Annotated in this window: 14 protein-coding genes; 8 read left to right on the top strand and 6 right to left on the bottom strand. The window is 68.2% G+C overall.

Annotated elements, in window-relative coordinates; translation table 11 throughout:
• The first annotated feature begins 1 nt into the window (after position 1).
• Together panD and ACFSXZ_RS14530 are read left to right on the top strand one after the other, a co-directional pair.
• A complete protein-coding gene (gene panD, locus ACFSXZ_RS14535) occupies positions 2-517 on the top strand; it encodes an aspartate 1-decarboxylase (protein ID WP_378265388.1) in 516 nt (171 codons plus the stop codon).
• Between the two features lie 19 nt (positions 518-536).
• Entirely contained in the window at positions 537-1316 is a 780-nt protein-coding gene (locus ACFSXZ_RS14530; protein ID WP_378265386.1) for a type III pantothenate kinase, read from the top strand.
• Between the two features lie 3 nt (positions 1317-1319).
• On the opposite strand, the gene ACFSXZ_RS14525 is transcribed toward ACFSXZ_RS14530, so the two are convergent.
• Positions 1320-2078, bottom strand: a complete 759-nt coding sequence (locus ACFSXZ_RS14525; protein ID WP_378265384.1) for a class I SAM-dependent methyltransferase — start codon at positions 2076-2078, stop codon at positions 1320-1322.
• A 96-nt stretch (positions 2079-2174) separates the two neighbouring features.
• On the opposite strand from ACFSXZ_RS14525, the gene lysS reads away from it, so the two are divergent.
• Together lysS and ACFSXZ_RS14515 are read left to right on the top strand one after the other, a co-directional pair.
• Positions 2175-3686: a lysine--tRNA ligase gene (gene lysS, locus ACFSXZ_RS14520; RefSeq protein ID WP_378265382.1), complete on the top strand. Its 1512-nt coding sequence runs from the start codon at positions 2175-2177 to the stop codon at positions 3684-3686.
• Between the two features lie 115 nt (positions 3687-3801).
• Positions 3802-4152 carry a histone-like nucleoid-structuring protein Lsr2 gene (locus tag ACFSXZ_RS14515; protein WP_378265380.1) on the top strand — a complete coding sequence of 117 codons (351 nt, stop codon included), beginning with the start codon at positions 3802-3804 and terminating at the stop codon, positions 4150-4152.
• Positions 4153-4618: 466 nt separating this feature from the next.
• Here ACFSXZ_RS14515 and ACFSXZ_RS14510 read toward each other — a convergent pair whose 3' ends face one another.
• Entirely contained in the window at positions 4619-5353 is a 735-nt protein-coding gene (locus ACFSXZ_RS14510; RefSeq protein ID WP_378265378.1) for a (2Fe-2S)-binding protein, read from the bottom strand.
• A 397-nt stretch (positions 5354-5750) separates the two neighbouring features.
• Between ACFSXZ_RS14510 and ACFSXZ_RS14505 the strand changes: the two genes are divergently transcribed.
• The 3 genes from ACFSXZ_RS14505 (at position 5751) to ACFSXZ_RS14495 (ending at position 13699) form a co-directional block, all read left to right on the top strand.
• Positions 5751-8300, top strand: a complete 2550-nt coding sequence (locus ACFSXZ_RS14505; protein ID WP_378265377.1) for an ATP-dependent Clp protease ATP-binding subunit — start codon at positions 5751-5753, stop codon at positions 8298-8300.
• 141 nt (positions 8301-8441) lie between these two features.
• The gene (locus ACFSXZ_RS14500) at positions 8442-10322 is read left to right on the top strand and encodes an Hsp70 family protein (protein ID WP_378265376.1); all 1881 of its coding nucleotides are present in this window, start codon (positions 8442-8444) and stop codon (positions 10320-10322) included.
• A gap of 158 nt (positions 10323-10480) precedes the next feature.
• Complete coding sequence (locus ACFSXZ_RS14495) at positions 10481-13699, top strand: BTAD domain-containing putative transcriptional regulator (RefSeq protein ID WP_378265374.1); 3219 nt, start codon at positions 10481-10483, stop codon at positions 13697-13699.
• Here ACFSXZ_RS14495 and ACFSXZ_RS14490 read toward each other — a convergent pair.
• On the bottom strand, positions 13613-14413 hold the full coding sequence (locus ACFSXZ_RS14490) for an ABC transporter permease (protein ID WP_378265372.1): 801 nt from the start codon (positions 14411-14413) through the stop codon (positions 13613-13615). The genes ACFSXZ_RS14495 and ACFSXZ_RS14490 overlap by 87 nt on opposite strands.
• Positions 14414-14474: 61 nt before the next feature.
• Positions 14475-15425 (bottom strand): ATP-binding cassette domain-containing protein, encoded by a 951-nt coding sequence (locus ACFSXZ_RS14485; RefSeq protein ID WP_378265370.1) that lies wholly within the window; start codon positions 15423-15425, stop codon positions 14475-14477.
• A gap of 112 nt (positions 15426-15537) precedes the next feature.
• Here ACFSXZ_RS14485 and ACFSXZ_RS14480 point away from each other — a divergent pair, with 112 nt between their 5' ends.
• Positions 15538-16521: an endonuclease/exonuclease/phosphatase family protein gene (locus ACFSXZ_RS14480; RefSeq protein WP_378265368.1), complete on the top strand. Its 984-nt coding sequence runs from the start codon at positions 15538-15540 to the stop codon at positions 16519-16521.
• A gap of 85 nt (positions 16522-16606) precedes the next feature.
• On the opposite strand, the gene ACFSXZ_RS14475 is transcribed toward ACFSXZ_RS14480, so the two are convergent.
• Positions 16607-17425, bottom strand: a complete 819-nt coding sequence (locus ACFSXZ_RS14475; protein WP_378265366.1) for an SIR2 family NAD-dependent protein deacylase — start codon at positions 17423-17425, stop codon at positions 16607-16609.
• Complete coding sequence (gene mhuD, locus ACFSXZ_RS14470) at positions 17415-17720, bottom strand: mycobilin-forming heme oxygenase MhuD (RefSeq protein WP_378265364.1); 306 nt, start codon at positions 17718-17720, stop codon at positions 17415-17417. The genes ACFSXZ_RS14475 and mhuD overlap by 11 nt, the downstream gene beginning before the upstream one ends.
• Positions 17721-17853: the final 133 nt, after the last annotated feature.

The raw sequence follows: 17853 nt of genomic DNA, 5'->3' as shown, positions 1-17853 counted from the left end.
CATGTTACGCACGATGCTGAAGTCGAAGATCCATCGCGCGACCGTGACCCAGGCGAACCTGCACTATGTCGGCTCGGTCACGGTGGACGAGACGCTGATGGAAGCGGCCGATCTGCTGCCCGGCGAAATGGTGTCCATTGTGGACGTCACGAACGGGGCCCGGCTGGAGACCTACGTCATCAGGGGCGAGCGGGACAGCGGGGTGCTCGGCATCAACGGCGCCGCCGCGCACCTGGTGCACCCCGGCGACCTGGTGATCCTGATCGCCTACGGGCAGATGGACTCCGCCGAGGCCGCCACCTACGAGCCCCGGATCGTGTTCGTGGACGGCGACAACCGGATCGCGCACACCGGCACCGATCCGGCGACAGCGCCGGAAGGCTCGGGCCTGGTCAGCGGTTTCAGCGGTCCGGGCGCGGTGGCCACGGCCGCGGCGGACAATCCGGAAAACGCTTACCCGGTCGCGGAAACCGTCGACGCGGCCCGGCTCGACGCGCTTCTCCACACGGAGAACTGAGCCGGAGGAACGAACGCCCTTGCTGCTCACCATCGACGTCGGGAACACGAACATCGTGCTCGGCATGTACTCCGGCAGCGAACTGGCCGGGGACTGGCGGATGCGCACCGACGCGCAGATGACCGCCGACGAACTCGCGCTGACCATGCGTGGCCTCCTCGGGGAGCTGGCCGGTGCGGTGACCGGGATCAGCGCGCTGTCCACCGTGCCCGCGTTGCTGCGGGAATTGCGCGTGATGCTGAACCGGTACTACCCGCGCGTGCCGAAGGTCGTGGTGGAGCCTGGCCTGCGCACCGGCGTCCCCCTGCTGGTGGACAACCCCAAGGAGGTCGGCGGCGACCGGCTGGTGAACACGCTCGCCGCGCACCATCTGCACCGCACCGCGTGTGTGGTGGTCGACTTCGGCACTTCCACCAATGTGGACGCGGTCTCGGCGCGCGGGGAGTTCCTCGGCGGCGCCTTCGCACCGGGAATCGAGATCTCGGTGGACGCGCTCGCGGCCCGTGCCGCCGCGTTGCGCAAGGTGGAACTGGTCCGGCCGCGTTCGGTGATCGGCAAGAACACCGTGGAATGTCTCCAGGCCGGCATCCTCTACGGCTTCGCCGGGCAGGTGGACGGCCTGGTGCGGCGGATGGTCGCCGAACTGTCGGCCGATGGCGGAGCAGTCACCGTGCTGGCGACCGGCGGTCTCGCGCCACTGGTGATCGGGGAGTCGGAGACGATCACCGAGCACGTCCCCGACCTCACCCTGCTCGGCCTGCGCCTGGCTTTCGAACGCCAGCACCCCCGGCAGGGGTGAGGTTCACCGGCGCGTGGCGCGCAGCGCGGTGGTGATCAGGGGATAGATGAACTCGCCCTGGGCGGTTTCCGGGTTGGCGGCGAGGAATTCACCGAGACGCGCGAGGATGGCGACACGCTCGTCCTCCGGGATGACGATCAGGTGCGAGTGGGTGGCGATGGTGGCCAGCAAGCTGTCCGCGGTCCGCCGCTGCCCGTGCCGGAAGGTCCGCTCTTCGAAGGGCCCGAACTCCTCGTGTTCGAAGTTGTCCGGGGCCGACGACATTCCCACCCTGCTCACGCTGCTGCGCCTGCCGTCGGAAAACGCGGCCACCCACGGCACCGAGCGGTCGTCCTCGTTCCACAGCGCCACGAGCCTGCCGCCCGGCTTCAGCACCCGGGCGATCTCGGTGAGGGCGCGGTCCAGATCGAACCAGTGGAATGCCTGGCCGATCAGCACGGCGTCGGCCTGGCCATCCGGGAGCGGGATGTGCTCGGCGACGCCGTCGAGCGCGCTCACTCCGGGGTGGCGGCGCCGCAGTTCGGCCAGCATTCCGGGATCGGGTTCGATCGCGGTCACCCGCAGGTCCATCTCCAGCAGGTTCCCGGTGAGCTTTCCGGTGCCGGCGGCGAGGTCGACCACGTCGGTGGCGCCCGAAGGCAGTCCCCAGCGAATCGCCTCGATCGGGTAATCGGGCCGGTGCTCGGCGTAGTCGGCGGCGCCGGCACCGAAAGACCGGGACCGGCGCGACCACAGTTCACTGTCGGACGTGGGTTCGATCACGCTGTCGATCCTATTTCTCCTCCGGAACCAACCGGGACGCGAAGCCAAAGGTAATCCGGTTGGCCCAGCGAATCGGCGGGTTCGTACCCTAGGCCCATGGCCGATTCCCCCACTTCCGATCGCCCCGTACCCGAAGAGGACCTGCCGGAACAGTCGCGGGTCCGGCGGGCCAAGCGCGACCGGATAATCGCCGAGGGCGGTCAGGCGTATCCGGTCGAGGTGCCGCGCACGCATACCCTCGCCGAGATCAGGGCGGCCCATTCCGATCTGCCGCCGGACACGGCCACCGGTGCCCTCGTCGGTGTCACCGGGCGTGTCATGTTCCTGCGCAACACCGGCAAACTCTGTTTCGCCACCCTGCGCGAAGGCGACGGCACCGAGTTGCAGGCGATGATCAGTCTGGCCGGGGTCGGAGAGGACTCGCTGGCCGACTGGAAATCACAGGTCGATCTCGGTGATCACGTATTCGTGCACGGCGAGGTGATCACCTCCCGGCGTGGCGAGCTTTCCGTGATGGCCGACAGCTGGGCCATGGCGGCCAAGGCGCTCTGGCCACTGCCCGTCGCGCACAAGGAACTCGCCGAGGAAACCCGCGTCCGTCAGCGCTATGTGGATCTGATCCTGCGTCCCCGGGCCCGGGACGTGGTGCGGACAAGGGCCACCGTGTTGCGCGCCCTGCGTGACTCGTTTCACCGCCGCGGTTTCCTCGAGGTGGAAACCCCGATGTTGCAGACGCTGCACGGCGGCGCCGCGGCCCGGCCGTTCGTGACCCACTCCAATGCCTTCGACATGGACCTTTATCTCCGTATCGCACCGGAGCTCTACCTCAAGCGGTGTGTGGTCGGCGGCATCGAGAAGGTCTTCGAGATCAACCGCAACTTCCGCAACGAGGGCAGTGACTCCACGCATTCGCCGGAATTCGCCATGCTGGAGTTCTACGAGGCGTACGGGACATATGACACGGTGGCCGTGCTGACCCGGGAGCTGATCCAGGAGGCCGCGCGGGCGGTGTTCGGCAGCACGGAAGTCACACTCGCGGACGGAACGCCCTATGACCTATCGGGTGAATGGAAGTCTCTGACCATGTACGGCTCCTTGTCCGACGCTCTCGGCGAGGAGGTGACCCCGGAGACTCCGGTGGAGAAGTTGCGGGGGTTCGCTCAGGCGCGTGGTCTGGAGGTGGACCCGAAACCGGGACACGGCAAGCTCGTTGAAGAACTGTGGGAACACCTCGTCGGCGACCAGCTGTCCGAGCCGACATTCGTACGCGATTTCCCGATCGAGACCTCGCCATTGACCCGGCAGCACCGCAGTGAGCCCGGCGTCGCCGAGAAGTGGGACCTCTACGTTCGCGGATTCGAGCTGGCCACCGGTTACTCCGAGCTGGTCGACCCGGTCCTCGAGCGGGAAAGACTCACCGAACAGGCTCGATTGGCGGCGGCCGGAGATAGCGAAGCCATGCGACTGGATGAAGATTTCCTCCGGGCGCTGGAGTACGGAATGCCTCCTTCCGGTGGCGTGGGAATGGGGATCGATCGGTTGCTCATGGCGCTCACCGGGCTGGGTATCCGCGAGACGATCCTCTTCCCGCTCGTGCGTCCGCAATAAGTAGGATTTGCATTGGAGCGCGTTTCCGGGTATTAATGTCGTAGTCAATGGCTTCTGACCCCAGGGGCGTCGCCCCTACCGCATTCTGACTGGCTTAAACAGGAGGAAAACCCCGATGGCACAGAAGGTCCTGGTGTCCCTCGTCGACGACCTCGACGGTTCCGAGGCGGACGAGACCGTCGAGTTCGGTTTGGACGGCATCAGCTACCAGATCGACCTCTCCAGCGAAAATGCCGAAGAGTTGCGTGACGCGCTTGCGCAGTATGTCGAGCACGCGCGTCGCGCCGGTGGCCGTAAGCGCGCCGCGGGCCGTCCCTCGGCCAAGGCCGCGGTGGCCCGTCCCGCTTCCGTGGACCGTGAGCAGAACCAGGCCATCCGTGCCTGGGCGCGCAAGAACGGTTTCCAGGTTTCCGATCGCGGACGTATCCCGTCGGAGGTCGTGGAGGCCTACCACAAGAAGAACTGACGTTCGGTCAAAACCGCGTCGCCAGGGCCGCCGGATCACTCCGGCGGCCCTTGTGATGACGGCGGCATTCTTGAACTGAGTTCTAGCCGGCATACCCGTCCGGGCGTGTGTCAATCGTGGCTCTGAAATCGCGCGTGAAGCGAGTCCGGCCGCTATATCGCGGACCTCGCGGCGGGCATGTCGTAATCGATCGGCTCCCCGCTTGCCTGCCATGGCGCGGCGTCGTTGATCCCCTACACGCCGGGTCGCCCATTCGGGCAAGATTTCCCCTCGCCGTGAAGAGCCGTGAAGCGCCACGGGTAGCCGAAGCGAGCTATTTTTCGTCGCCGCGCGCCGTCGGCGCGATTCGTTCGGTATCGGACGGTCCTCCGCCGAAGATTTCAGCCATCGGAACGCGCGTCGCGGAAGAAAGTCCCGGCACCGCACCCGGAGCCGTCCCGGTGGGCGTGACCCGATGTGGTGAACGTCACCGCGGGCAGACCCGGGGACATTCGGCGCATTCCACCTCTCCCGGCAGGAGGTAGGAGAAGCAACAGCTTTCACGGCGTCTGTGCCACTCGCGGCCGGAGCCGGGACGCAGCGTCGAGGCCGATGTCAGCGGTGCGTAGCGAGCATCGAGGACCAGCGCCGCGTCGGCGACTCCCGCTCCCTCGTCGCCACCCTGACGTCCGGCCCACCACAACGCGTTGTCGAGCGCGTCGGTCGCGGCAGCCCACAACATTCGCGGTGCCAGGCCGCTGAGGGGTCCGTAGACCCGGACGAACCGGGCCGCGTGCGCGAGGTACCGCGCCCGGAACACGGCCGCGAGGGCCCGTTCACCGGCGACGACGGTGGCTTCGGCGCGTGCCGAACCCGGATCGGCCGGCAGACAATGGAAAGCCGTTCCCAGCACCGCTATCCCGTCCGGATGGGGCCGGTCGCCGGAGAGCCGGAAAGCCAGTTCGGCGGGCCGGAGGGAGGCCACCCGGCGTTCGTGGTGGAGTAACAGTGCTCCCGCGTACGCAGGCACCTGCAGGTACCAGGACATCACGTAGCCGGCCGTCGTCCGGGGTGGCGCGGAGCCGAAGCGAGCGCGTAGCCATTCCGCGAGCAGCTCGCGCCAGACCGTGAAGTGCGACGGATCGGCGAGGAAGTCGTCGCAGCGATGCCATGAGCCGGGCGAATCAGACCGGAACTCGCACCGGCTCTGGAGTGGCGCCACCCGGGTGACGGAATCTCGCAGGCCGTCCAGGGTCCGCGTGTGGCGGGCGGTGTAGATCGTGGTCCTCCCGTGACTCCGGACGGCGCAGGTCCTTGGTTAGGTCTGCCTTACCTTACCGGGTATTTGTCACGGTGCCAGCGGGGTGGCCGAGAGCTGTTCGCGCTCAGCGGACAACGGCACGGCGACGGAATCCGCCACGGCGGCGCTACGTTGCACTGAGGGTCAGCTACCAGGGAATACGTCAGACCGACACGAGTCGGCGGAGTCGGCTTCTGTGACGCGATCCGCCCCTGTGGTAGTCCGGCACGGCCGGATGGCTACTACAGTGGACCTACGGTGCTGAATCCGCCGGGTGCGGCGGAGGCTCACCGCCGGCGCAGCAGTCGAGGGAGTGGGAATGTTCGAGAGGTTCACCGACCGCGCGAGGCGGGTGGTCGTCCTGGCTCAAGAAGAGGCCAGGATGCTCAACCACAACTACATCGGCACCGAGCACATCCTCTTGGGTTTGATCCACGAGGGTGAGGGTGTCGCCGCCAAGGCGCTGGAGTCGTTGGGGATCGCGCTGGAGGGCGTCCGCCAGCAGGTCGAAGAGATCATCGGCCAGGGCCAGCAGGCGCCGAGCGGGCACATCCCGTTCACCCCGCGCGCCAAGAAGGTGCTTGAGCTGTCGCTGCGCGAAGCGTTGCAGCTCGGCCACAACTACATCGGCACGGAGCACATCCTGCTCGGCCTGATCCGCGAGGGCGAGGGCGTGGCCGCGCAGGTGCTCGTCAAGCTCGGCGCGGACCTCAACCGGGTGCGCCAGCAGGTGCTGCAGCTGCTCTCCGGCTACCAGGGCAAGGAGCCCGCCGAGGCCGGTGCGGGCCGCGGTGAGGGCACGCCGTCCTCATCGCTGGTGCTCGACCAGTTCGGCCGCAACCTGACCGTCTCCGCCCGTGAGGGCAAGCTCGACCCGGTGATCGGGCGCGGCAAGGAGATCGAGCGGGTCATGCAGGTGCTTTCGCGCCGGACCAAGAACAACCCGGTACTGATCGGTGAGCCCGGCGTCGGCAAGACCGCCGTGGTCGAGGGTCTCGCGCAGAACATCGTCAAGGGCGAGGTCCCGGAGACGCTGAAGGACAAGCAGCTCTACACGCTCGACCTCGGCTCTCTGGTCGCCGGCTCGCGGTACCGCGGTGACTTCGAAGAGCGCCTGAAGAAGGTGCTCAAGGAGATCAAGACCCGCGGCGACATCATCCTGTTCATCGACGAGCTGCACACGCTGGTCGGTGCGGGCGCGGCCGAGGGCGCGATCGACGCCGCGTCGATCCTCAAGCCGATGCTGGCGCGCGGCGAACTGCAGACGATCGGCGCGACCACGCTCGAGGAGTACCGCAAGTACATCGAGAAGGACGCCGCGCTGGAGCGCCGGTTCCAGCCCATCCAGGTGGGCGAGCCGTCGCTGGAGCACACCATCGAGATCCTCAAGGGTCTGCGGGACCGGTACGAGGCGCACCACCGGGTGTCGATCACCGACTCCGCGCTGGTGGCCGCGGCCACCCTGGCCGACCGCTACATCAACGACCGGTTCCTGCCGGACAAGGCGATCGACCTGATCGACGAAGCGGGCGCCCGGATGCGGATCCGTCGCATGACGGCCCCGCCGGACCTGCGCGAGTTCGACGAGCGCATCGCCTCGGTCCGTCGCGACAAGGAGTCCGCGATCGACGCGCAGGACTTCGAGCGCGCCGCCCGCCTGCGGGACGAGGAGAAGACCCTGCTGGGACAGAAGTCCGAGCGGGAGAAGCAGTGGAAGGACGGCGACCTCGACGTCGTCGCCGAGGTCGACGACGAGCAGATCGCCGAGGTCCTGGCCAACTGGACCGGTATCCCGGTGTTCAAGCTCACCGAGGAGGAGACCACGCGTCTGCTCCGCATGGAGGACGAGCTGCACAAGCGGATCATCGGTCAGGAGGACGCCGTCAAGGCGGTCTCGCAGGCCATCCGCCGTACCCGCGCGGGGTTGAAGGACCCCAAGCGGCCCTCGGGTTCGTTCATTTTCGCCGGCCCCTCGGGCGTCGGGAAGACGGAGCTGTCCAAGGCGCTGGCCAACTTCCTGTTCGGTGAGGACGACGCGCTCATCCAGATCGACATGGGTGAGTTCCACGACCGCTACACCGCCTCGCGGCTGTTCGGTGCCCCTCCGGGCTACGTCGGCTACGAGGAGGGCGGCCAGCTCACCGAGAAGGTGCGGCGCAAGCCGTTCTCGGTGGTCCTCTTCGACGAAATCGAGAAGGCCCACCAGGAGATCTACAACACCCTGTTGCAGGTCCTGGAGGACGGCAGGCTCACCGACGGCCAGGGCCGTACGGTCGACTTCAAGAACACCGTGCTGATCTTCACCTCGAACCTGGGCACCCAGGACATCTCCAAGTCCGTGAGCCTCGGCTTCTCTTCGGGTACCGACGACGCGTCGCGGTACGACAAGATGAAGCAGAAGGTCAACGAGGAGATGAAGAAGCACTTCCGGCCGGAGTTCCTCAACCGGATCGACGACATCATCGTCTTCCACCAGCTCACCCAGGAACAGATCATCGAGATGGTGGACCTGATGGTGGGTCGGGTGGAGACCCAGCTCAAGGCCAAGGACATGGCCATCGAGCTGACCGACAAGGCGAAGGCTCTGCTGGCCAAGCGTGGCTTCGACCCCGTGCTGGGTGCCCGGCCGCTGCGCCGCACCATTCAGCGCGAGATCGAGGACCAGCTCTCCGAGAAGATCCTCTTCGGCGAGGTCCAGCCCGGCCAGATCATCATCGTCGACGTCGAGGGCTGGAGCGGTCTGCCCGAGGACAAGGACGACAAGGCGCACTTCACCTTCCGTGGTGAGCCGAAGCCGCTCGAGGTCCCGGACGCCCCGCCGGTCAGCATCGGCGCGGCGAACGACCCCCGCGAGTCCGAAGGCGACTGAGTAACCGCCTCTCCGGCAGCCCCCAGGGACACCGTTCCTGGGGGCTGTCGTCATCTCCGCGCTCGGACGCCGGAAATATCGTCGGTATGTCGTAATGGGACTGCTCCGATATGAGAGTCTGGGCGGACTGAGGGGAGGCCGATGAACGTCCTGGCGATTGATTTCGGCACGTCGAGCACGGTCGCGGTGCTGTCCGCGTTCGGGCGCGGACCGCGCGCGATCGAGATCGACGGTTCGGTCACCATGTCCTCGGCCGTGTTCGCGGGCTCGGACGGCGTGCTGGTGGTCGGACAGGACGCCGAGCGCCAGGCACGATTGGACCCGGCAAGGTTCGAGCCGAACCCCAAGCGGCGTATCGACGAAGCCACCTTGCTGCTCGGCACCGACGTGGTGCAGGTGACCGACGCGCTCGCCGCGGTCCTTCGCCGGGTCGGTGAAGAGGCCGTGCGCCAGCTTTCCGGTCAGCGGCTGGACCAGGTACGGATTTCCCATCCCGCCCGGTGGGGCGCCAACCGGCAGGCCACGCTTCGGCAGGCCGCGATCAAGGCCGGCTTCGGTCCGGCGCCGACGCTGTTGCCCGAGCCCGTGGCGGCGGCCGCCCACTATGCCGCGCAGAGTTCGAAGCCGTTGCCCCCGGGAAGCACCCTCGCGGTGTACGACCTCGGCGCGGGCACCTTCGACTGCGCGGTGGTGGGCGTCACCGCGCACGGGTTCACCGTTCTCGCCGACAACGGCCTGCCCGACCTGGGCAGCCTCGACATCGACCAGGCACTGCTGGTGCACGTGGGGCGCCAGGTTTCCCATCTCGATCCCGCGCAGTGGCAACGGGTTCTGCGTCCCGAGAGCGTCGCCGACCGCAGGATCCGGCGTGCCCTGATGCAGGATGTGCGCGACGCGAAGGAAACGCTTTCCCGGCACGCGCATACCGAGGTGCCGATGCCCGAGCCGTTCGAGGACGTGCTGGTCACCCGCGCCGAACTCGAGGCGCTGGTGCGGCCGAACCTGTTGCGCAGCGCGGAACTGCTGGCCGCGACGATTCGTGATGCCGGGCTCACCCCGCAGCGGCTCACCGGTGTCTACCTGGTGGGCGGGCCGAGCCGGATGCCGCTGGTCGCGAGCCTGCTCGCGGAAAAACTCGGGGTCATGCCGACCACGCAGGACCAGCCGGAGACGGCGGTGGCGTTCGGGCTGCACGAGGACCCCGGTCCGGCTCCGGCGCAGGCGCCGGCCACACCACCGGCGCTGGAGGCCCGTACGGTCCCGGCGATGTCACCGATGCTCAGGCCCCCAGGCCAGCCCGGCCAACCCCCTCAACTCGGTCGCCCCGGTCAGCCTGGTCAGCCGGGACCGTCGTGGCAGCCGCCGCCCGCGTTCCGCGCGGCGCCCGCTCCGGCGCGCAAGAGTCTGCGGCTGCCGTTGTCGATCGGTGCGGGCGTGCTGGTTTTGGTCGCGGCTCTGGTGACGACGCTGGTGCTGGTCAACCGCGGCTCCGGTGGCCAGGGCCCGGCCGTGTCCGGCGGGACGATCCAGCAGGCGGCGGGAGGCGACCCGGCGAGCTGCGATCAGGCCGGGGAAAAGGACAAGCAGGGTTTCACGCCGTGTCTGCGGCAGTTGGCCGGGACGGTGCCCGACCGTGGCAGCTGCCAGAGCGGCCTGGCCGGAATGGGCGCGCAGAACGTCGGCGCGACCGTGGTCGCCACGTGCTTCCTGCAAGGCAGTGGCGGCCCGACGGCGGGCAAGACGGTCATCTATTACCAGGGCATCTCCTATGACGCCATCAAACTGGGCGCGGAGACCGAAATGGGCGACCAGCGCCAGATCGTCGAGGGAACCTGGTCGGGCAACGGGCTTTCCGGCCATTACGTGGCGGGAGTCGGTTCCCTGGGCGGCATTTTGCTCTTCGGCGCGGACGACCGGAAGCTGTGCGCGATGGTCATTTCGCTCGACCTGTCCTCGGGCAGCAAGCAGACCACCCAGCAGGTGATCAACTACTTCCAGCAGAACCTCAAGCCCGGCGCCTGATCCCTTGCCGAAGCCCGGTCAGGGCTTCGGCGGAGGACAGTCGAGGAGCGCGAACAGACCGTCGCGGAACGCCCCGCGCGCCTTGGCGACGGAGCCCGGTCAGTGGCTCCACCATGCCGGTGGCCCTGTCGCGGGCGATTGTCTGGGAACCTGGTGTGGTGCGGGTTTCACTGCTCGGGCCGGTGCTGCTGACTTCCGGCGACGGGGCGACCATCGAGGTCGGTGGCGCCCGCCTGCGCATGCTCTTGGCCAGGCTCGCGCTCGAACCGGGACGTCCGGTCGGCGTCGATTCGCTGGTGAACGGACTCTGGGGCACCGAGCCGCCTGCCGACGCGATCAACGCGTTGCAGTCGCTGGTGTCCCGGCTCCGGAAGGTCCTTGGAGACGCGGGCCTTCTGGTTTCGGTCAACGGCGGGTATGCCCTCCAAGTCCGTCCGCCGGACGTGGACGTGCACCGGTTCGAAGAGTTGGCCGCTCGCGGGCGGCGCGACCTCACCTCGGGCCGGTACGCCGAGGCGGCCGCGGTCCTGACGGAGGCACTGGGGCTGTGGCGCGGTGAGGCGCTGGCCGATGTCCTCGACGCGCCGTTCGCCCAGCCGCCCGCGACGCGCTTGGCGGATCTCAAAGCCGCCGCGATCCAGGACCGGTTCGAGGCGGAACTGGAGCTCGGCCACCACACCGAAATCCTGGCCGATCTGGAGGCGGCGGGGGCCGCGGAGCCGTTGCGCGAGCGTCTCGCCGGTCTGCGGATGCGGGCGTTGTGCGCGGTGGGCCGCCAGTCCGACGCGCTGGGCGTGTACGAGCGTGTTCGCGCGGATCTCGCCGGGGAACTCGGCGTCGATCCTTCGGCGGAGCTCCAGCAGTTGCATCTCGCGGTGGTGCGCGGGGAACTTTCCCGAGTCCCGGTGACCCGTCCGGAGACCCTTCCGGCACCGCTGACGAGCTTTGTCGGGCGCTCACAGGAGCTCGCGCTGATTCAGCAGTCGTTGGGGTCCGCTCGGCTGGTCACCCTCGTCGGTCCCGGTGGCGCGGGCAAGACCCGCCTGGCGACCGAGGCCGCGACACGGCATCCCGCGCATGAGCGAGGCCGAATCTGGTTCGTCGGCTTCGCCGCTGTCCGGGACCCCGGTGACGTGTCCACCGCCGTGCTGGGTGCGCTCGGTTCGATGGACCCGCCCCTGGTCACCGCGCCGATCGGGGAAACCGTGCACGCGCTGGACCGCATCACCGAATCGCTCCGGGGCGGCGAGGCGCTGCTGGTGCTGGACAACTGCGAGCATCTGATCGGGGCGATCGCGCAACTCGCGCACGACCTGCTCACCCGCGTGCCGGCACTGAGTGTGCTGGCGACCAGCCGGGAGCCGCTGGCGATCACCGGCGAAGTGCTGTGCCAGGTCGGGCCGATGAGCACGCCCGAGGCGATCCGGCTGTTCACCGAACGCGCGGCGACCGTGCGGGCGGATTTCACGCTGGACGGGAAAACCGGTGACGCGGTGACCGAGATCTGCCGTCGTCTCGACGGTATGCCGCTGGCACTGGAACTGGCCGCGGCCCGGTTGCGCTCGATGAGCGTGGCGCAGATCGCTCACCGCCTCGACGACCGTTTCCGGCTGCTCACGTCGGGAAGCCGGACCGCTTTGCCCCGGCAGCGAACCCTGCGTGCCGTGGTCGAGTGGAGCTGGGACCTGCTCGAGAAACCGGATCGCATCCTCGCCCGGCGACTGTCCGTTTTTCCCGGTGGCGCGACGCTTTCCGCGATCGAGGCGATCTGCGCGGACGAATCGCTGCCCGCCGAGGACGTGGTGTACGTGCTCGGCTCGCTGGTCGAAAAGTCCTTTGTGGACATTTCCGGTGACCGGTACCGGATGCTGGAGACACTGCGGGTGTTCGGGGAGGAACGGCTCGGCGAGGCGGGCGAGCGGGAACTGCTGATCGAGCGGTTCGGTGCCTTTTTCCTGGCCGTCGCCGAGGAAAACGAACCCGCCCTTCGTACCCGCGATCAGGTGACCGCCATCGCGACCTTCGACGCCGAGCACGACAACATGCTCGCGGCGTTGCATGGCGCGATCGAACGCGGTGACGCCGCCACTGCGTTCCGGCTCGTGCAGGCGCTGGTGTGGTACTGGACGGCGGTGCGCGGATTCCACGAGCAGGTCACCGAGCTCGTCGACCAGGTTCTGCCCCTCGACGGTGACGTTCCCGCCTGGTGCCGCGCCACCTTGCGCGCGTTCTGGTGTCTCTTCAGCGGATTTGCGGGCTTCGTCGACAGATTCCCGCCGCGCGAGGTGATCGACGATTGTCACCGTAGCGACGCGATGGACCATTACCCGCCGCTGGCGCTCGTCCTGCCGGGGCTGGCCCTTTTCGCGGAAGAACCGGATCTGGTCGACCGGGAACGGCGCAAAGCGTTCGCTCACCCCGATTCGTGGACACGGGGCGCCGCGCACTGGTTCGATGGGTTGCTCGCCCGGAACAACGGTGAGCTGGACCGGGCCGACCGTGCCTGGGAAGCGGCACTGAGCGGATTTCACGCGGTGGGTGACCGTTGGGGCAGTTCGATGTCACTGGCGATGCTCGCGGAACTGAGATCGCTGCGAAACGAGCATGAGAAGGCTATCGAGGCCATTACCCAAGGGCTGGAGATGGCACGTGAGCTGGGGTCTGCCGACACCTTCGTCCAGCACCGTTGTTTGCTCGCGGGCGAGCGGATGCGCACCGGCGACTTCGCCGGAGCGCGGCGAGACCTCGACGAGGCCGTCCGGTGGGCCGAAGAAGGCGGCCGAGCCGAACTCGCCGGGATGGCGGTGTTCATGTCGCTGGAGCTGGCTCGTCGAGCCGGTGACTTAGTCGAGGCCCATCGAGTCCTCGACCGGCTGGAGGCCCGGTCCTCCGGGTGGCGGCTGCCGGACCGCGTCACCGCCGAATGGCTGGCGACGGGTGCGGCCGCGCTGGCGGTCTCCGAAGGTGACGTCGTCGAGGCCCGGGCGCGGATCCCGGTCGCGCTGAGGTCCACTGTGGACCGTAGGGACCTGGCGGACGGGGCCAAGGTGGCCGAGTCGGCCGCACGGCTGTTCCGGTTGGAAGGCAGACCGGAACGGTCCGCGTGGGCACTGGGCGTGAGCCAGTCGCTCCGGGGTGTCTTCGACCTCGGAGACCCGGAACTTCGCGACCTGGTCACCGAACTCCGGAAAGAACTCGGCGAGCAGGCTTACCAGGATGCCTACCGCCGGGGCTCCTCCCTGCCCCGGTCCGACGCCGCATCCCTTCTGCTCGCCGAGTTCACCGGCCCCCTAGGAAACGCGGTGCCGGTAGGCCCGCATGGCCAGCGGGAAGAACACCACGACGAAGCCGGCCAGCCAAGCCAGCCCGCCGAGTAACGGGCCCAGTACCGGACCGCCGTTGAGCAGGCCCCGCGTGACCTCGGTGAGCAGGCTGACGGGATTGACATGGACCCAGGCCTGGAGCCATCCCGGCAGGGTGGAGGCGGGCACGAACACGTTGCTGCCGAAGGTCAGCGGCATGATGAAGGCGATCATGGTGCCCTGCACCGCGACCGGGCTGCGCATGAGCATCCCGACGAACACCGGCGCCCAGCAGAAACACAACCCGGTCAGCACCATCAACGCCAGCGCGGCGAGCAGTGGCAACGGGCCGGTCTGCACCCGGAAGCCCATGATCATCGCCGTGACCACCAAGGTCCCGAGTGCCACGAGATAACGCACGATGTCCGCGAGCACCGCGCCGACCAGCGGCGCCGACCGGGCGATCGGCATGCTGCGGAAACGGTCGAACACCCCCTTCGAGACATCGGTGTTCAGCGCCACGCCAGCGGCCATGCTGGCCATGACGATGTTCTGCACCATCAGGCCCGGGGTGAGCTGCTGCAGGTAGGCGCCGGTCCCGCCGGCGATCGCGCCGCCGAACAGGTAGACGAACATGATCATGAACAGGATCGGCTGCAGCGTCACGTCGAGCAGTTGGGACGGGTTCTTGCGGATCTTGAGAATTCCGCGTCCGGCCAGGGCAAGCCCGTGCCGTACCGCCAGGGAGGCGGAGATGTGGCGCGGCGGCTCCAAAACAGCGGTCGTCATGCTCGTTCCTCCGCGATGTCACTGTGGTTACCTTGGCTGCCGCGGATCGACCCAGGCGTCGTCATGCGGGAACCTCCTCGCTGGGTTTTCCGGTCAGGGCCAGGAAGACCTCGTCCAGGCTGGGCAGGCGGAGGGCGAGTTCGTCCGCGGTGATGCCGTGCTCGTCGAGTTTCCGGACCAGGGCCGAGAGCACGGCCGGATCCGGTGCGGGCACGGTGAGCAAACCGATTTCGGGGTCGGCGATCGGCTCGACACCGGTCAGCGTGGCGAGAATCCGTGACACGGAGGCGAAATCCTCGAGCGAGGCCGTCCGCACCTGGAGGGTCTGCCCGCCGACGCGCCGCTTGAGTTCGTCGGTACGGCCCTCGGCCACGACGCGCCCGTGGTCGATCACCGTCACGCTGTCGGCGAGCTGGTCGGCCTCATCGAGGTACTGCGTGGTCAGCAGCACCGTGGTGCCGTCGGCGACCAGGCCGCGCACCACGCTCCACACCTCGCGGCGCGCGTGCGGGTCGAGTCCCGTCGTCGGTTCATCGAGGTAGAGCACCTGGGGACGGCCGACCAGACTGGCCGCGAGGTCGAGCCGCCGCCGCATCCCGCCGGAATAGGTCTTGGCCGCGCGGCCCGCGGCCTCGGCCAGCCCGAACCGATCCAGCAGGGCGATCGCACGCGTTTTCGCCGCTTTGCCGGAGTGACCGAGCAATTTGCCGATGAGTACCAGGTTTTCGGTGCCCGACAGGTCTTCGTCCACCGAGGCGTACTGACCGGTGAGCCCGATCAGGCCACGCACGCGCACGGGCTCGGCCACCACGTCGTACCCGGCCACGGTGGCGTGCCCGGCGTCCGGCCGGAGCAGGGTGGCCAGAATGCGCACGGTCGTCGTCTTGCCCGCCCCGTTCGGCCCGAGTACCCCGACCACCTTCCCGGCGGGTACCGCCAGGTCCACCCCGTTCAGCGCCACGGTGTCCCCATAGCGTTTGACCAGGCCTTCCGCCTGGATTGCCAGCGACATCTCGTCCTCCTCAAGGTCGCGTCGAAGGACAAGATGCCCCGGTCGGCTGACAACCTGCTGTCAAGAGGCGCACAGACGCCCTCCCTACGGAAACAGGGGTACAAGTGGTCGGGTGAAGACCAGCGCGGTGGCGGTTCCCGCCTCGGCCACGTACGGCACCCGCAGGCACACTGTGCGCATGATCGCGCTCGGTGTGCTGGCCTTGCTGTTCGTGGCAATGGCCGCGATGCGCTTCGCGGGCATCGACGGCAACCGGTACACGGCCGCACTGCTCGCGCTCACTCCGTACTGGACGGGCGCCGGACTGCTGCTGGGAATCCTCGCCCTGACGCTGCGCCACTGGTGGATCGGCGTGACCGTGGTGGCCGTCGCCGTGGCACTCGCGGCCGTGCTGATACCGCGACTGGTGCCGGTACCCGCGCCGGTGGCTTCGGGGCGTCAGGTACGGATCATGGCGGCGAACCTCTACCTGGGCCGCGCGGACGCGAAATCGATCGTGGAACTGGTGCGTGAGCACAACGTCGACGTGCTCGACCTGGAAGAGCTGACGCCCAGGGCGGTCGAGGAGTTCGACCGCGCCGGGCTGTCCGAGGTGTTGCCCTACCGGGTCTTCAAACCGGATTCCGACGGTGCGGGTTCGGGCATCGCGTCCCGTTACCCGGTGACCGCCCTGTCCTTGGCCGGGCCGTCACTGATCGCCCAGCCGAGCGCCAGGGTGGACCTCGGCGGGGCGGCGGTGGAGGTGGTCGCCGTGCACCCGATTCCGCCGACCACATCGGTGCCGACGTGGAAGAAGGAGATCGGCGGGCTTCCGGCGCCGGACAAGACGATCCGGATCCTGGCCGGGGACTTCAACGCGACCCTGGATCACGCCACGTTCAGGCGGCTGCTGAAATCCGGCTACGCCGACGCGGGTGAGCGTCTCGGTCAGGGTTTCGTGCCGACCTGGCCGTCGCGCGGGTGGCCGCCGCCGGTGACGATCGACCACGTGGTCGTCGATTCGAGGGTCGCGGTGACCGGGTACGCGGTGCTCGGCCTTCCGGGCTCGGACCACCGCGCGGTCTACGCCCAGCTCACGCTGCCCGACAATTACTAGACAGCCACGCGGAGCGTGTCCGTTGAGGGTGGTGGTGGGTGACGGTGTGGGCTACTAGACAGCCACGCGGAGCGCTGGTGTGGGCTTATTGGATCCCGAGTCTCGCGTGCAGGGCGGTGAGGGTCTCCAGTGCGCCGTAGGGCAGTGAAATGCCGCGATCGTGCCGGATTTCCGGATCGCGCGGATTGATCCTGATCAGGGCGCCGTTCGCGGCGCTGGCGAGTTCGGCGTAGCGGCGAACGGTGGGAACCGCCGTGCCGGCACCGAGTTCCAGCACGACCGGGCGTGGATGCGCGCGGCGCCACTCGGTCAGCTCGCGCAACTGGAGGTCGCTGCGGTGGGAGATCCAGTCGAAGTCGCCGAACATCAGGATGTTCGGGCGGGCGAGGGCACCGCAGTGCCGGCATTCCGGAAGCGGGACCCGCGCGCGCATGTCCTCGTCGATGCTCACCTGGAGATCGTCCACGGGCCAGATGTCCGGTTCGCACGGCTTGACGCACTGGAGGTGATGAATCGAGCCGTGTACCTCGGTGACGAGGGGGAACCCGGCCTTGGCGAACTGACCGTCCACGTTGGACGTGAGGACGGCGAGTGGCTTCCGGGTGCCCCATTGCCGCAGCATGTCGAATCCGTCGTGCGGCTCGGTCTCCCGGTACAGCTGGAGCCGATGGCCGTAGAAACCCCAGGCCAGTTCCGGATCTTCGGCGAAGTGCTGGGGATCGGCGAGTGCGGCGAAACTCAGGCCGAGGCGGGCGTAGGGCGGGTAGGCACGCCAAAATCCTTCGTTGCCGCGAAAATCCGGCAAACCGGAATCCACGCCCATGCCCGCGCCGGCGCACACCAGCAGGGCGTCCGCGCCGGCGATCAGCTCGGCCGCCCGGTCGAGGGGGTCGTTACTCGGCACTGTCCAAGGGAACGACCTCGAACTCCAGCAACGACGCTCCGCTGGACACCGGACGGGCGCGCTCCCCGGCGTGGGCTTCCTTCGCGGGGCCTTCGGCCCAGGCCTGGAAAGCCTCCTCGGATTCCCACTTCGTGTAGACGAAGTACCGGTTTTCGCCGGAGACCGGGCGCAGCAGTTCGAAGCCGAGGAATCCGGGCTGGTTGTCCACCGCGTGCAACCGGTGGGCGAACCGCTTCTCCAGCTCCGGACCGGCGCCTTCGGGCACCTCGATCGCGTTGATCTTCACGACTGCCATGGTTCCAGCCTACTCATCGCGCTGATCGCCGCACGGGGCGCGCTCGTCGAGGGAGTTACCGATACGACCGAAAGTAGGCGGAGACGGGCCGCAGCCGAACCGCTTGCAAAGACCCGTTTCCGCCGTAGCTGCC

This window comes from Amycolatopsis pigmentata, from assembly GCF_042684065.1.
Classification (GTDB): Bacteria; Actinomycetota; Actinomycetes; order Mycobacteriales; family Pseudonocardiaceae; genus Amycolatopsis_E; species Amycolatopsis_E pigmentata.
Note: the sequence above shows the minus strand (reverse complement) of the source record. Positions and strands in the feature narration are given on the sequence as shown.

Excerpts from the sequence above, each read along its gene's own strand:
- ACFSXZ_RS14490 (WP_378265372.1), bottom strand. The coding sequence starts at position 14,413 with ATGACGACCGCTGTTTTGGAGCCGCCGCGCCACATCTCCGCCTCCCTG.
- ACFSXZ_RS14500 (WP_378265376.1), top strand. The coding sequence starts at position 8,442 with ATGAACGTCCTGGCGATTGATTTCGGCACGTCGAGCACGGTCGCGGTG.
- mhuD (WP_378265364.1), bottom strand. The coding sequence starts at position 17,720 with ATGGCAGTCGTGAAGATCAACGCGATCGAGGTGCCCGAAGGCGCCGGT.
- ACFSXZ_RS14515 (WP_378265380.1), top strand. The coding sequence starts at position 3,802 with ATGGCACAGAAGGTCCTGGTGTCCCTCGTCGACGACCTCGACGGTTCC.
- ACFSXZ_RS14485 (WP_378265370.1), bottom strand. The coding sequence starts at position 15,425 with ATGTCGCTGGCAATCCAGGCGGAAGGCCTGGTCAAACGCTATGGGGAC.
- ACFSXZ_RS14505 (WP_378265377.1), top strand. The coding sequence starts at position 5,751 with ATGTTCGAGAGGTTCACCGACCGCGCGAGGCGGGTGGTCGTCCTGGCT.
- lysS (WP_378265382.1), top strand. The coding sequence starts at position 2,175 with ATGGCCGATTCCCCCACTTCCGATCGCCCCGTACCCGAAGAGGACCTG.
- panD (WP_378265388.1), top strand. The coding sequence starts at position 2 with ATGTTACGCACGATGCTGAAGTCGAAGATCCATCGCGCGACCGTGACC.